Here is a 15750-nt window from a genome sequence, read left to right on the forward strand (position 1 = left end):
ATGGCTACGGAGACTGCGCGGCAGAGCATCGTCGAAGCATTGGTGTCCTGGAGGGGGCCGGCAGCCGCCAAGCGGAGAGACGAGGCTGAGAAGTTGCGCGGCGAGTTCGTTCAGCGGTTCCCTATCGGTGCCTGGCCAACACTGCCGCTCGAAGATTATGCGCTAGGTCAGCCCAGCCTGGACACTGTGTCGTACTGGCTGGAGTACAAAACTCTCGACATCGGCAGCATCAAAGGCGGTTCGTCCTCGAAGCACCTGATATACCGGCGTCGAGAAGACGGAACCTGGCGATTCCCAAAGGAGTACGACTCGCCAGAACAGGCCTGGGACACGATCCGGGCCGGCTTCGTCGACATGCTCAACCTCGCAGCTCAAGCCGATTTCGACGGCGTCGACGAAATCAAGGCGCTTACCGGTGCGCCCGCGGTCCGTACCAAATTGCTGTACATGTACTTTCCGGCCGAGCTCGTGCCGGTGTCGTCCCGAGCAGCTATTGACCACTTCCTGCAAGTATTGGGAGACGAACCGCCGTCAACGTCGGTGGTGCGCGGCAATCGGCAACTGCTCGCTGCGCTCCGCAAGATTCCAGAGTTGTCCGAGATGACCAATCAGGAACTCGGACACTTCCTCTACCACTGGCACGACCCGCGTCCCTCACAACGGGTCGTCAAAATCGCTCCCGGGGAGCGGGGCATGTTCTGGCCGGAATGTCTTCAGAATTCCTATATCTGTGTCGGGTGGGACGACGTCGGCGACCTCGGCCAGTACGAGACGAAGGAAACGTTCCGTGATGCCTTCCGCGAGCACTATCCGTACAACGGGGTCGAACATCAGGTGAGCCGAAAAGCCAATGAACTGTGGACCCTTGTGGAACTTCAACCTGGGGACACGGTGATCGCGAATCGCGGCGTCTCCGAAGTCCTGGCCGTGGGCACCGTCAATGACACCGGCTACGTGTGGCGACCTGAACGCGAACACTTCAAACACACCGTGGGCATCGACTGGGATACTGCCCAAGCCAAACCCATTTCGCCGGTAAAGGGTTGGGCTACAACAACCGTTTCCAAGGTGCCTGCAACGCTGCTCCGACAGATAACCGGACAAGGCCCAACTCCCAAGCCCGTCGACGCTGACGCCCAGTACGTGGATGTGGAGGCGGCACTGCGACGACGTGGCCAAATCATCCTCTACGGGCCGCCCGGTACCGGGAAGACATACATCGCACGCCGTGCTGCCGTCTGGTTCCTCGACGGCGGAAGTGGCAACGACAAGGCCAATGCTGTCCTCGCCGACGACGACCTGTTGAAGTCGCGCGAGCACGCCCTATCCATGCCGCCATCCGATTCCAAGAAGTCCGCTCGCTTGACTAGGGTCACCTTCCATCCGTCCTATGCGTACGAGGACTTCATCGAAGGATTCCGCCCACAACAGTCGGCCAGTGGCGCGATGAACCTGATGCTGTCCGATGGCACCTTCAAACGTGTCTGTAACACCGCCCGGCAAGACCCTGCACACACCTACGTCGTCGTCATCGACGAGATCAACCGCGGCAATATACCGAAGATCTTCGGTGAACTCATCACCCTCATCGAGAAGGACAAACGCGGCTTGACAGTTCAATTGCCGCAAAGCGCAGCACCTTTCGCGGTTCCCGAGAACGTGTACGTCATTGGGACCATGAACACCGCCGACCGCAGCATCCATCTGATAGACACCGCTCTGCGCAGAAGATTCCAGTTCATCGAATTGCTACCTGACAGCGATCTCTTGGAGGGTCGCACGGTCGGCGCATTGGCCCTCGATGCATTCCTTGACGGACTGAATGATGCTATTCGCCAGAAGTTCGGCCGCGACAAGCAGATCGGTCATGCATTGTTCTTCCAGCACGGGGAGATCATCGACACGCCAGACGATTTCGCCGCCGTTTTCCGATACGAGTTACTCCCGCTACTTCAGGAGTACCTATTCGAGGATTACGCGGCTCTGGCAGATCTGGTCGGCAGCGTCATCGATGTCGAGGCGCAGCGCATCGCCGAGGTCGCCAACGACCCGGAAACTCTATGCGCGGAATTGGCGAACAAGTTCGGAAGCGCGTCGGCGTGATATGCAGACCATCGACCTCGTCGAATACGAGTCAACGCGCGTTCGCACTGCAGCACCTACATCGGCCGATCTGAGCCTCGCTGACCGACTGGCTGCCGCCGGCGATATCGACGCGCGCCTAGACGTGCGGTGGCTCGCCGACGGGCGAGTCGATGTGAAAGCATCGTCGTGGGTCGGCGTGGTGCGGTTCTCATCGGTCGAAATCCGGGTATTACCAAAGCTTGTCGGTGGCACGCTGCGAGTGCTGCAAATGATCGAGTACAGCGACGGCGTGCGACTGCTCGCCCACCTGCCACCCGACCAACAGCTTGCCGTGAGCGGCGATGACCTGTTCCAGCTACTGGTCCGGGTGCTCGTCGGCGAGTCCAAGCTGCTGATTCGGGATGGTCTGCTTCGTGACTACCGGCCGACAGAGGACACATTGGCCGTCATGCGCGGCCGTCTGCGGATGCGCGACCAGTTCCTGAAGCGATATGGATCGCTTCACCAACTGGAATGCAGTTTCGATGAGTACGACGGCGATATAGCGGAGAATCAACTGCTGGAAGCTGCGCTGACCGCAGCTGCCACCCATGCTCGAGCATCCGCGCTGCGCAACGAAGCGCGCATGCTCGCCGGAGTGATCGGAGACATCTGTCAACCACCCACCTTTGACCCGGACTGGTATGAGCAGCGAATCCACTACGGACGGCGCAATTCCCGATACCGGGCTGCCCACGACGTGGCTCTGCTCATACTGCGCGGGTTAGCACTCAACAATCTGCACAGCGCCAGCCACCAAGGTGTGAACGCTTTCATGGTCAACATGAACGTGATCTTCGAACGATTCGTCTCGGCCATCGTCGAGCACGCGTTGTCTGGTACCGGATTTCGAAGCAGCGCACAGGCGGGCTTCCGAACTGTCGTCATCGATGAATCGACCAATCGGACATACAGCAGCATCCGGCCGGATCTAATGATCGCTGAGGACAGCTCAAACCGGCAGGTACCAGTCGACATCAAATACAAGCTGTACGGCACTGCGAAGGTCAGCTCCGCCGACGTCTACCAGCTATTTACCTACGCCTATGCACTCGCCAGCAGCGACGAGAACACCGCTGGCGTGATCTATGCGGCGACTACCCAGACATCCGGACCGGCGCTGCGCATCAAACAAAAGACAGGCGTCACCGCCGCACGACTGCGCGGAGAAGGCCTGGATGTAGCTACTGCACTCGACGACATCGGGTCGGGCGACACGACTGCCGCCTACCACCGGGTACGAGGAATGCTAAGAAATGTCACCGGGCTCGCCATCGTCGACCCCCTGGTCGACGCACCAACACGCTAGGTGCCGTAGTCGTGTCCCGCCACAGGGAATGGGGTGCTGAGCGCTCGACTGAAACGAGCGTGGGAGGAACGGACGTAGTCAGGAAGTCGCATCGTGGTTGTCCGGCTCCGAATGCGCACTCCATCCGACATCGAACACGAACCAACCGGCCTTCGATATCGGATCGTGGATCGGAAAGACCTGCGCCCGCGAATCGTCCATGGCGTACTCCACGACGTAGAGCCAGAACTCCTGACCGCGGTCGACGTTCTCTGCGGCTTGCCGGCGCGACATCGCGACACCACGCTCCGCCCAGCGGCCCGAGAGCGATTTGATCTCGATGTAGCGCGCTACGGAGCCGTCGGGATTGTGGGAGGCCACGTCGAACCCCGGATTGTTGTGGGGTTGTTCGCGAGGATCCCGGCCGGCGCATCGTTCGTAGTCAAGCACTCGCGCGACGCCGGCGCGAGACACGTCGAGCGAGATCGACTCCCCGGGGTCTGCCGCGTCCCGAGCGGGGCTTTCGCGGGGCATGACGTAAGAGAAGAACCGACCCTGGGGGCTCTGGTCATCTACCGCATCAACCACACCCGCGGTGGTTTTGGCGGTGGAGCGCTTCCGCTGCTTACCCGGCGGAGATTGAGAGCTGGATGAAATCTCCTCGTCGTCATCGGCGCCAGAGGATCGGGTAGCGGTCTTCTCGTTGGTAGATGTCCGGCTGCTGGCAGGCTGACTCGAGCGGTCAGGGGCATCGCCCGGCGACAGACCATCATCCCGGCTTGTGCGGTCATCCGGCGTTGGCGACGGAATTCCATCACCGCGGGGCGCACCCGAGCTTGGTTGGAGTGCAGCGCCTTCGGTGGGTGCGACGGACGGCGATACCTCCTGGGGTTCCTCGCCCGCTGCGCTATAGGCATGGGGTTCCGGTTGAGGCTGGGGGGTCTCCGGTGCCATCGCATCGACAGCCGCCGCGGGCTCATCGGGTACCGGGTTGTCGGATATAAGTCGCTGTGCAGCAACGATATCCGCATCTGAGATACCCCGGGTGGCCAGATACTGTGAGCGGCCCTGTGGATTGGTAAGCAAGATGGCGAAGCGATCACCTGCTTCGTCAAGATCGATGTGGCGCGCAAGCTGCGCAGCAAAGGAGAACCAATCGAGTCCGCCTGTCTCTCGATCGAGCGCAAGGTAGGCAGTACTGCGGTGTGCGCCGTCGTGCACGATGTAGGAAGTCGGTGCGGGGGCGATGCGGATTTTGCCGTCGAGCTGGTACTGAAGTGAGAGTTCCTGCACACAAGAGATTTTCAGGCCGTTGAGCTTACGGCTTATCTCGACCTGTAACGACGGTGCCAACTGCACAGCAACCGCGAGGAGTTGCGGCATCACCATCTCGAAACTACTGACGGTGCGTGACTCGACGATGGGATCGCGTCCTATCGCATACGGCTCAATGGTCACCTGCTCCTCAAGAACGGGCAGTTCCAGGATTTGAAGCAGATTTCTCCCAGTTCGGTCCCCGGCGTAGATCGGAAGGATGTCTTGCCACGTTTCTTCGGCAAGCCGGTCGGAAGTGACGTATGGGCGCAGGTCGAAGACCGGCGCGCCATCCCGTCTCGCCAACAACGGGATGTCCTCGGCTTCACCGCTCGGGATATCTTGGGCGACGCCGTCGAGTTTCCGCATCGTCCAGAGCGCGATGTCTATCGCGCTCGCCGTTACCTGCCCGCCAGCTTCCTCGGCTTCGCTACCCAACTGTCGAAGTATCTCGATCAGGTCTAGCGCGCCGGGTTGCTTGCCGTCGATCACGCCCAGCGCGTCGCACATCGGCCGCTTGCTCACCAGCCGCGGCGCCAAGGCAGGCAAAAAGTCGGTGATTGCGACGGGAGCATCGTCAGGGAGGTGCCACAAGCTGCCCGGGACTTGCAGCCATTCCCCTCCATTCCTGAGGGTGGGAACCCACGGGCTCGAGGTCATCAGGTATGCAACCAATGAGGGGAAGCGCCGGCGGGGTGCACCTCCTCTGTGAGCCCCTGCGGAACATGCATATTCGGCCTGCAGCGCCGCGGCATACTGGCCCCAGTGTCGTGCGATGACGTTCCACAGCATCGAAAGTTGCCCAACGTCTCCCCGATCGATGATCGCATCGAGCCGATCAATCCAGGGTGAGCTGCGCAACGCCTGACTCTTCGGGTGGCCCTGCGGGCACCTCGCCGCTTCTTGGTAACCAGGCGTGCGCATCCAGGCGGAGTCCAACTGCCACGACGGTTTGGCGTAATCCGGCGGAGGGTTTTTGGTCTCGGCCGGACGCCGATCATAGATCCGCGGTTTGTCCTCGACGCCCAACCATGAGAAGAATGCGATCTCACCGTCAAGCGGGTCCGGATCGGCGGGCAGCGGTTCGGCGAGGAACTCAGGGCGCCCGAACGGACCATACAACTCGGTAAGGGCGGTCGCAGGCTTCCAGTCCTCGCCAAAATAGAGCCGCCGCGCGGGAACCAACGTCTGGGCGTCACCATCGCCGGCCACCGCCCGCAGCAGGATGGCTCCGACCTCCTTCTGCACCGCGGCGTCATGGCCATCGGTTCCGCGGTAGTCGCGGAGCAGGTTCAAGGCGTCAGCCCGTTCTGTCTCTGCCGCTTCCGGATTCGTCAGAATCGGTACTAAGTAGTCGATGATGACCGGCCGCCACCCGAAGGTCTGCAGACCCGCCCGTTTGAGCATGGCTTCGGCGCTGGGTACTTCAGGAATGTCTGCGATGGGCACCGGCACACCGGCTGGCAGATGGTGCTCGCCGCGTTGAGGCAGGAATGCCTCGTCCGGCTTCGCCCAGCCGCCGCCGTCCAGCCTGACACAGGTCGCATTCTCCAGCCACGCGCTTTCCCACGATGGGGCACCGGTCCACCATTCGACCAGTGCCTCGTAATAGCGAGTAACCATCTCCGCGGCAGGGGATTTGAGGTTCGCAAACATCTTCTCCCCGCCGAGTTCCGGCACCGCGAAGCCATCGCGCAGGATCTCATGCTCGGTTCCGTTCGCATCGAGGTCAGCATGCACGAGCCGTTCGATGTCATCGGGCAGCAGAGTTTGAAAGAAAGCGACGTCGGGCACCGACCACGGCAGCATGTTGAGCTCATCTGCGCGGCGCGCGCTGCCATCGGCGCACGTAATGAAGGGGGATTCCGCCAACAGTTGAACGAGGCGCTGCCGCAGTCGCTTCGGCCACATTCCGGTGGGTTCTGGATAGAGGACGGCCGCCGTAACGCGCGGGTGATTCTCAAAGCGGCTCAGTAACGCTGGGATGACGGTATTGGCGACGAACCCGGCCAGCTCGTCGATTAGCCATCCGGTGTATCCAAGGGTGTTGGGCGCATTGGCAATTCGTAACCGTGCTGCGTCAAGTTGGAAATCCGCGTTGAGAACTAGCGACAGCCCGCTGTCCTCTTCCGTTGGGAAGTACACGTGCAAAGACTCGGACCCACCGGTGTCGGGTAGGCCGTCCTCGGCCAGGGGCACCGCCGCGAACAACCGCACCGCGTCGACCTTCTCCCACGCGCCCCCAAGATCTGCAACCAGTTTGTGGTCGGGAATGCTTCTCTTGGCGCCGAAAACTAGAAAGTGCTCGACCTGATCATCAAAATCCAGTAGCACCTCGGTGCAATCGCCATCGTCACCGCGAGCGGCGGTCGCGACGAAATCCGCCGATGTCCCCGCGACCGTTAGCCGATCCAGGTGGTCGAGAAAGAGCAGCACTCGCGGGTGCAACGTGTCGCGAAGAGTTTGGTCGACCGCTTCGCGGCTGACATCGTCACGGAACGGCAGCCTAATCACTGTGCGAAAGCCCGCCGATAGCGCGTCTACCACCACATTGCGGTCGTCCCCCGCGTCATCCGGCGTGATCGGAAATGGAAAGGCGTAGTACGGCACCGCTGGAAGGTCGCCGGCTGCACCGAGGGCCTCCCAAACCAGTTGTTGTGCGCGCAGTCCGTCGAAGCCGAACTGGACATCGGGCGCGAAGATCTGCGGCGCGGAGGTGATCTCCTTGACCGACTTGAAGCCCAGGCCCTTGTAGCCAATAGACTTACGTGGGTCCTTCGATGAGTTCGCAAAGCCGCAGATGGCTTCAACCTGGTCGATTCCGAAGCCGGTGCCCTGATCGGCCACGAACAGGGCAGTGTCGGTCAGCGTAAACGCGACGGTTCCACCCGACGTGCGGCCGTCCGCGCCGGCATCGTTGGCATTCTGGATCAGCTCGAAGGGATATCGCCCGGCATATTGGTCGCGTACCAAGTCCTCGGCGCTGGCCCGCTCGGCGAGCGATTTCAGTGACTGGCGTGCACGGCCACCCCTAACGCTGTCCCGAACGGTCTCCAGCTCCTCGTGCAGCAGACTCGCCACGCGCTCACGGGGTGACTCCGTGGACAAGGCCGCACCCCCCACTGCCACAAGACCGAGCCCGAAGAGCAGCCCCCGACTAAAACCCGCGCTAGGCCGGCCGCCGCTACGTGGGTATCCGATCGTCACACTATCTGTAGTGTCAGCGACCGGATCAACTCGCCACACCGAATTCCCGCCGATCCTTCAATCGCGGGTTGGCCAGGCATTGCGCAGTCGGTGTCGAGCCGAGGATAACGGGCGACCGCGGTCTTGCGCTTTAACAGCGACTGACAGACACAACATCCTCGACAAAGCGGAACCGCGACGGCGCACCATCCCTTAGTCCGTCGATCGGAAGACTCCGGGAGGTCTTTTGTCCTCGGCGCATCCGCCTAGGCAACTTCAAGCCGCCGCCGACAATCAAGTCGGAGGTATGTGCTTTGCTTTGCTGGTTGTGGACACGGCCCAGGGGCGAGGGGATTTCCGTCATGTGCACCACGGAACCTGATGGTTCATTCGATGAGGCACTGGCCGACGCCCTGGAGCTGGGCCAGAACGAGATAGCGAAGCTCGCATCTGTTGTCGAGGGCGCAGTCGGGGCCTACAACGCGGCGGGAGTCAAGCTCGTTCGGGATGGCGATTCGGATGCCTTGCTGAGCGAATTCGCTCAGATGCGGCTGCGTTTTGACCAGGGATTATCAGATCATCTATCTGAGCAGTCCCGGGTGCTGTCGACCTTCAACATCGCGTTCTTCGGACGGACAGGGGCCGGCAAGAGCACGCTGTTGTCCGCTTTCGGCGAACTGGACGGCTCAGCTGTTTCACCCTTCGGGGAGTCTGACTGGACAACGACGGTTGAGTCCATTCGATGGCGCGGCTGCCGCCTCTACGACACCCCCGGAATAAACGGTTGGGGCGGCCGGAAAAGTCGCGACGAACTGGAGACGACAGCTCGTAAGGCAGTGGAAATCGCCGATGTCGTCTTGCTGTGTTTCGACACCCAGAGCCAACAGGCCAGCGAGTTCGCGAAAGTCGCAGACTGGGTGACCCATTACGGCAAGCCGGTCGTGGCCGTTCTGAATGTACGAAACCCACGTTGGCGCCACCCGGCTCGGGTGTCCAGCCAGGCTGCTCGGCGCAACATGTCCGAACCTGTGGCCCAACACGCCGAGAATGTTCGCGTCGAATTGGACAACATCGGCCTCGACGATGTTCCCGTCGTCGCTATCTCCAGCAGGCGAGCCTTGTTCGCCAGGGCCACCACTCCATACCAGGGTCCTGCCGAGCAGAACTTCCACGACGATCGCGACCGGTACGGAATCGACTACCTGGCACGCTGGTCAAACTTTGCGGCATTGGAAAGTGTGTTGACTGCGTGCATTATCGCGGGTGGATCGCAGCTGCGCCTGAAGTCTCTTCGGGAAGGCATCCGCGCGCGCCTGACCGATGAAGCCACGTCGCTTGAAGGACTGCGGGTGCGCATCGGCGAGCGTGTCAAAGAGCTCGATCGGCTCACCCAGCAATACCTGAACGTGCTGGGCTACCTGGAGGCTGAGGAGCGCACACGTGATCTGCATGATGGCGTCTGGCATGCCGATCTGTTGACCCTCGCAGAGAGCGCACGGCGCAAACCCTACAAGGCGCCGACCGATGGTTCATTGGTTCGACAGGTTCGCAACCTTCTCAAACCACACCTTGCCGAAGCCCGCAACAACGCGCTGCGCCGCTATAAAGACCTGGAACATCAGGCGTTCCACGAAGGCAAGACGATCAACGCCGAGACCTTCGTCGGGCGGGTGTTCGATGACGAGGAACTCGCTGGGGCACTCGATCGAGTGGGTATCGAAGCGGCGCAGTTTCTGGAACGTGAGCTCTCGTTGGCCGGTGTGGAGCTGCGGCTGCGTGAAGCTGCGAATTACGGGAAAGCCGGTTTGAGTGGCGACGCGGGAGATACCGCCGACCTATTCGCAAACCTGCTTCGAGGTGGTGGCCTGGCAGGAGGAGTGGCGGCGATGGCCGTGCCCTTCCTGCTGGGAGGGCCTGTCGGGATTGCCGCTGGTATCGGGGTCGGTGCGGCCGCAGCGATCACAAATTGGTTCGGAAGCAACAAGAGTCGTGATGCAGCTCGTGAGAAGGCCGAAGCGCGTGCGAAAGCAGCCCGCGAAGGACGCCGCGCTATCCACGAAACCTTCGACGCCATTGAGCGCCAATTTGCCTCGGGCGCCTCGGCATCTGCGTGGATAGCCGCTGCACCGTTCTTGTGTCCCGCCCTCATCGAACTCATCGCACTCACCGACTTGAACAACGACACCGGCACTCTCACCGCGCGTCTCCGCGCGGAAGCATCATCGATCGCGCAGACGCCGCCCCTGCGCTTGCTCGATGCTGCCTACCGCTTGCTAGACGTCAGCCGAGACGGCGATGACGGGCGTGGGTCAAGGAGTTTCCTGCTCGGCGAAGATTGGTTCGATCAGGACGAATCCAGTGAACTCCGCTACCACCCAACAGATTCAGCGGACATCTGTGAGCATCGCAACGACGGGGACACCGCCGCACTGCGTCATGCAATAGGGGCGGCATTCGCCCATCCCGAAACTTCGTCCGTCCGCGCGTGGCTACGGCAGGTGGCGGAGGCGGCCGCAGCCGACCAGGCCTTCGTCGGGGTGACTGACCTCGCCGCGCCTCTCGCGCGCCCGGCGGTCGTCGTTGCCGGGGACTACAGCGCTGGAAAGTCTTCCTTCATCAAGCGGATGTTCACTGAGTTCGGCATCGAAGTGCCCGAGTCTCTGCACATTCGCGCCGATGCGACCACCGACGAAGTTCACCGCTATCCCATGGGCAGCGTAGATATTGTCGATACACCGGGATTTCAGAGTCGACGTGTCGACCACGATGAGTTGGCCCTGGCCGGGGTCCGTGATGCCGCGCTAGTAATTGTCGTGCTGCATGTAAACCTGCTCATCGGCGATACCGCAGCACTGCAAGCGATCGCGAATGGGACGTCGACGGCTGTCGGAAAATGGCCACGCATGCTGTTCATCGTGAACCGTTGCGACGAGTTAGGTGTCGACCCGTTGGACTCCCCTACCGAGTACTTCAGTCGCCGTGACCGCAAACTGACCGAGCTGACCGCGGCGCTGCGCTCCCGCGGAATCGTTGTGGACGCCACGCATATCCATGGTGTCGCGGCCGATCCGTTCGGCAGCGTAGGCGCGCAAAACCCGGTTACCGCAGCTGATTACGACGTCAACCGGGCCTGGGATGGGATAGCCGCACTGGTCGTCGCGCTACGGTCGTGGGTCGATGATGACCTGACAAGCGCCACCACGCTTGCCGGATTCGACAAAGCCTGCGCAGCACTCCGCGTACTGTGGCAGGGTACTCGCACGGACATCGCGGCCTACCGCGACGAAACCGGCAAGCATGATTCTCTCATCGCAGCACTGGGCATTTGCCTTGAGGACGCGGATTACCTGCACCGGTCACTAGAACACGAACTCGATGATGTGCTCGCGCCTTCTGTCACCCAGGCCGTTGCCCGTATCCGGGCAGTCGCTGTTGGTGACGAGAAGGACCTTGCTCAAGCGATCAATTCATGGCGCAGTGGCGAAACCGAGCACGACGTAAAGAGATTCATGGAAACGGCGACCGCAAAGGTCAACGACTGGTCGGCATCGCATGTTTCTGCGATCAGCCGTGAAGAGGCTGCGGCTGGATTTGACGCTAACCTCAATCTGCCGGGCGCGCATTCAGTAGGTGGTGCCGGTGATGCCGTCGGGCAGGCAGCTGGGGTAGCTGGCCCGGTGGCGAAGTTCGGAGCCCAATTGGGCAAGGTGCTCGGTAACCGCGAGGCAGCCTTACAAATTGGCCATTTCTTCGGTCACAAGTTCAGACCATGGGGTGCGATAAAAGCCGGCAAAGCAGTCGGGCGGGTCGGGGTGGTGTTCGGCGTTATCGCAGTCGCCGCTGATGGAGCTGATTGGGCATACCAAGCGAATAAGGCGCGAGACTGGGACTCCAAGCGCGATGCTGCTGTCGAACAGGTGGAGTCTGATAAGCACGACGCAATACAGCTGTTGCTCGCCGAATCAGACGGGCCCTGGGCATATCTGAGCGAACGCACCGAACAGGTCCGACTTCTCCGGGGTCAGTACCAAGAACGTCATCGTGCTGCGCAGCAGGAGGCCGAGCGGCTGGAACGGCGACTGGAGGTTGCCGCTGAACTTATCACTGCAGCACAGGAGCTACGGGAGGTAGCGGGAAATGAGTGATCCCATCGATATCGACGCCGCCAAGAAGTGGTTGGATGCAGTTCCCGGTGGCGAGATCGGCAAACGCTTGGATCAAACTTGGCAAGATTTCGCAGCGTTTAGCGATCCCGTCGTGACGATCTACGGTTCGTACGACACCGGAAAAAGTTCGCTCCTGCGCAGGTTGCTCATCGAACTCGGACAGGAGGCGCCGACCTGGCTCACGATTAGTGCGCGACATGAGACCTTTGAGGTCAATGAGATTCGCGCTGCCGGCTGCGTGTTGCGGGATACCCCCGGACTCGTCTCGGGCGGCACCGATGCTCGCGCAGAGATGAACACTGGCCTTGCATCCGACGCTATCGCACTGACCGACGTCGGTATCGTCGTCGTGCCACCGCAACTGGCCACCGCTGAATACTCTGTGCTTCGCGAACTGGTGCAGCAAGATTGGGCACCGGGGTCCCTTTGGTTTGTGATTTCACGTTTCGACGAAGCAGGGATAGATCCCGACGATGACCCGGACGGATATCGTGCACTTGGCAAGCACAAAGAGGGTGAACTCAGGACTGCCCTAAGTCTCGATGAGAGCGTGCCGGTCTACGTGGTCAGCCAGGATTTTGCTCAGATGGCAGGAACGGATCGTAATCCCGATCCAACTATCTGGGACGAATCACGCAGCTGGGACGGAATTTCGGAACTGGTCGCTGCGATCACCGCTCTGGGCAGCGCGCTGCGCCCTGACATCAGAAATTCTGCTGGACAAAGGTTTTGGAGATGTTCGCTTCAGCAGGTGCTTCAACAGTTGCGGAAAGAACTCACAGCGCGCCTGGAGAACGCCGCCGTCAGCGACGAAGGTGACCAACGACGCGCATCATGGCTGGCGCAACTAGACACGCTGACTCGCGCCTCGGAGGCCGATTTGCGCGGCAGAGTGTCGGCGGCTGTAAGTGATGCGGTGGACAGTCCCGACCCGGCGCAGAGTTTCGCCCAGGCATTGAAGACATCTCTTGGCGCCTGGCACGCGGCCTGTGAACGCGACATTGACAAGCTGCTACGCAGCGTCGGAGATACGCTCGCGACTGAACGCACGCGGCCGGACTGGCAGCGGTTCGAGGAAATGGCCGCGACATTGCGGCATGAGCCACCAGGACCTGAGCCCGCACCCGACGATGAGCTGACCTACGCACCCGTAGTGCGTCAGGTTGGCGATGCTGTCCTGAGCGCACTGCGACACTACGAGCAGACTCGCGGTCTCAAGGTGACTTCGCCTGCAACAGGCGGTGCCGGAGTCACACCCAGTGTTGACCGTATGGCCGCTGCAGCCGCCGGCGTTTCTGTAGTTGCGGAGTTGGCCGTGATCGCAGAACAATTCGCCAACCGACAGCGTGCGGCGAAGGCGGCAATACAACAGCGCGCACAGCTCCAGTCCGAACTCGTCAGCGTCGGCGAAGATGCGAACACCATGGCACTTAACGCGCTCAACGGCCTGGCTGACGACGCCCGCCAACGAATCAAAGACGCCACGGCCGATCAAGTTGACTTCCGCGACGGCCTGCGCCACCTGGTCGGAGAGCTACGCAGCCAAATAGCCTCAGGGGAAGCACTTCTATCCGGCCTGCGGAGCGGCGCCTAATCATCGCGTGTCAACGTGCAGAGGGGTTGAGCGGCACATAGCCAGGCGACCCGCTCGTGCGGGTACACCGACCCTGTGGCGGGGCACGGTCGAGGGCAGGTTGGGCGGTGAAGTCGAAGTCGGTGATCGTCTTGATCGCCGGGACTCCACCGCCAGCGCCGCTGCCAGGTAGTCCTCCAACGACCATGATGCAGCACGGCCCTGCTCGGCCAGGCGGACGTAGTGTCCGGCGATGCGGGGTGCCTTCAACAGCCGGGCCTGGCGGACGATGAGCTTGTCTGTCGACCTCACCGGGTACCGAACACCGCGTCGTAGGCGCTCAGGTCGGCGACCTGAACATCGATCTCAAAGTGCTTCCAGGTGAGGATCGGCGGTGCAGATACTGTTGCCCCAACACCGACGCGGCACTGACATGCGCCGGATCGGACGCTAGTCCGCCTGCACCCCAGAGCCTTCATGATCGGGACCAGCCGGTCGCCGCAGTGTGCGCGGATCCGGTCCAAGGCGGCGGTCACGGTGATCATCCGGCCGGATCGCCTCGGGATGCACCGAATACGCGCTCGAGGCGCAGCCGGCGAACCCCATGGCGCCGGACCTGAATCTGCGACTACCTGACAGCCGGACCGGGACGATTGACGGACCAAAACTACCCGACACCGGCGGACAGTCGCGGCCTTGAAACCCTGCAGCCCAAGCTCAATTCGTCGCTGTGACGTTAGCGCCGTGGCGCAGCCAAGCGCTCTCGCCCAACTATTGAAATGTTCCGGATCGGACAGCTAGCGGCCTCGATACGACGGCGGAAGTCGCCGTAGGCTGAATCTGATCCGCGCTGCTCCAGTCAGCCGCCGCGATTGGCCGCTGCTGCCACATGAATGGCTGCCTTGAGCTCGTCGTATGTACACCGCGTCGGATCGAGGGCGATCAGAGGTTCGAGTCCGATTCTCTTCTGCACCGGCACTTTACGGTTGAGAACACTCGTCGGCAGCACGTAGAACCTCCATTGCGCGACGTCGAGCGGGTCGACATGTTCGCGATTGGTACTGGTGAGCAGACAAAAAACGTACACATCGGCGCTTCGCCCCGCACTGACCGCATAGGTGTTGGTGCGGGCGTCCCAGCCCATTGTGGGGCCGATGCCGAATCCTATCGCCGAAGGCGAGGTTTGCTTCCACGATTGCACGTAGGCAGCTGATTTCACTTCCACCCCGAAACCGTCAACGTCGAGGTCGTGCTTGTTCCATTCGACGCGCTTGTTGTCGAGGATGCCGAGCGCTTTCGCCACGATGTACTCGGCCAGCACTCCGCGGGTCGTGTTAGCGAGTAGGTCGTCGTACGCCCAGGCCTGGAATTCCTGTTTGTTCAGGTGAGTCATCGCCGAGTCTTCATCGCTTGAGCAGTTCCCTTGCCCAGTACGGTCGTCACTTTGTGCCGGTCGATGTCGTCGAGGGTCAGCACCGCCTCGGGTCGTGTGATCCGCTGGATGTCCTCGGCTAGCGGCTGCGGCACCAGTAGTGCCAGTTCGCGTGCCTCATATAAGTCGATGTTTGTATGTATCCACTGGTTCTGATCGGTGAGCTCGTGGTCGACGCTCACGAACCAGTTCGCCATGAATTCCTGCAGGTGCGGGATCAGTGTCCACACCTTGTGCCGCGCCAGCGCCGACCGCGCATCTGGCCGGGTGAATGCGAGCCAGACGAGTGCTCCACTGTCGGCGTCGGTGAGCTTCCAGAAAGCCCGGCCGTTGAACGCCAGCGGCTGGGTGGCGGCGATGATCTGTCCGGTTTCGCGGGCCAACCTTCTGTAGTCGGGAAGAGTGTCGTTGTGGTTGGGAACACTGTCGAAGTAGTCGTGCGGCCTGGTTAGCCGCCGTCGTCGTGCTAGCTGCTCGCCACGAGCGTCGTCCATCAATCGCGTCCCCTCACTCCGGCGGCACCACTGCGCCGACATCTTTTGGATCGGACATCACGCCTGCGTTCCAGAATTATGTGACCGGTGCCGGCGGCTCCAGCACATGTCCCTTCACCCACCGAAGAATCCGCTCCGCTAACGGCGCGGCCCGCCCATTGGAAACTCAGAGA

The 15750-nt window shown here is 61.5% G+C and carries 7 protein-coding genes and 1 pseudogene; 4 read left to right on the forward strand and 4 right to left on the reverse strand.

Annotation, left to right across the window (positions count from 1 at the left end):
- Together ACZYYX_RS19760 and ACZYYX_RS19765 are read left to right on the forward strand one after the other, a co-directional pair.
- Entirely contained in the window at positions 1-2103 is a 2103-nt protein-coding gene (locus ACZYYX_RS19760; protein ID WP_463816291.1) for an McrB family protein, read from the forward strand.
- Between the two features lies 1 nt (position 2104).
- A complete protein-coding gene (locus ACZYYX_RS19765) occupies positions 2105-3433 on the forward strand; it encodes an McrC family protein (RefSeq protein ID WP_463816292.1) in 1329 nt (442 codons plus the stop codon).
- A 78-nt stretch (positions 3434-3511) separates the two neighbouring features.
- On the opposite strand, the gene ACZYYX_RS19770 is transcribed toward ACZYYX_RS19765, so the two are convergent.
- The gene (locus ACZYYX_RS19770) at positions 3512-7807 is read right to left on the reverse strand and encodes a sacsin N-terminal ATP-binding-like domain-containing protein (protein WP_463816293.1); all 4296 of its coding nucleotides are present in this window, start codon (positions 7805-7807) and stop codon (positions 3512-3514) included.
- Positions 7808-8274: 467 nt separating this feature from the next.
- Here ACZYYX_RS19770 and ACZYYX_RS19775 point away from each other — a divergent pair, with 467 nt between their 5' ends.
- Entirely contained in the window at positions 8275-12057 is a 3783-nt protein-coding gene (locus ACZYYX_RS19775; RefSeq protein ID WP_463816294.1) for a GTPase, read from the forward strand.
- Positions 12050-13672, forward strand: coding sequence for a GTPase domain-containing protein (locus ACZYYX_RS19780; protein WP_463816295.1), 1623 nt, complete (start codon positions 12050-12052; stop codon positions 13670-13672). Before ACZYYX_RS19775 ends, ACZYYX_RS19780 begins: the two co-directional genes overlap by 8 nt.
- Positions 13673-13754: 82 nt before the next feature.
- Here ACZYYX_RS19780 and ACZYYX_RS19785 read toward each other — a convergent pair.
- The 3 genes and pseudogenes from ACZYYX_RS19785 to ACZYYX_RS19795 all read right to left on the reverse strand — a co-directional run.
- Positions 13755-13963 (reverse strand): annotated as a pseudogene (locus ACZYYX_RS19785) (AAA family ATPase); the annotation flags it as partial.
- Positions 13964-14510: 547 nt separating this feature from the next.
- Complete coding sequence (locus ACZYYX_RS19790; RefSeq protein ID WP_463816296.1) at positions 14511-15044, reverse strand: hypothetical protein; 534 nt, start codon at positions 15042-15044, stop codon at positions 14511-14513.
- A complete protein-coding gene (locus ACZYYX_RS19795) occupies positions 15041-15619 on the reverse strand; it encodes a hypothetical protein (RefSeq protein WP_463816297.1) in 579 nt (192 codons plus the stop codon). Before ACZYYX_RS19795 ends, ACZYYX_RS19790 begins: the two co-directional genes overlap by 4 nt.
- Positions 15620-15750 lie beyond the last annotated feature (131 nt).

The organism is Mycobacterium sp. IDUB_1 (assembly GCF_055419625.1).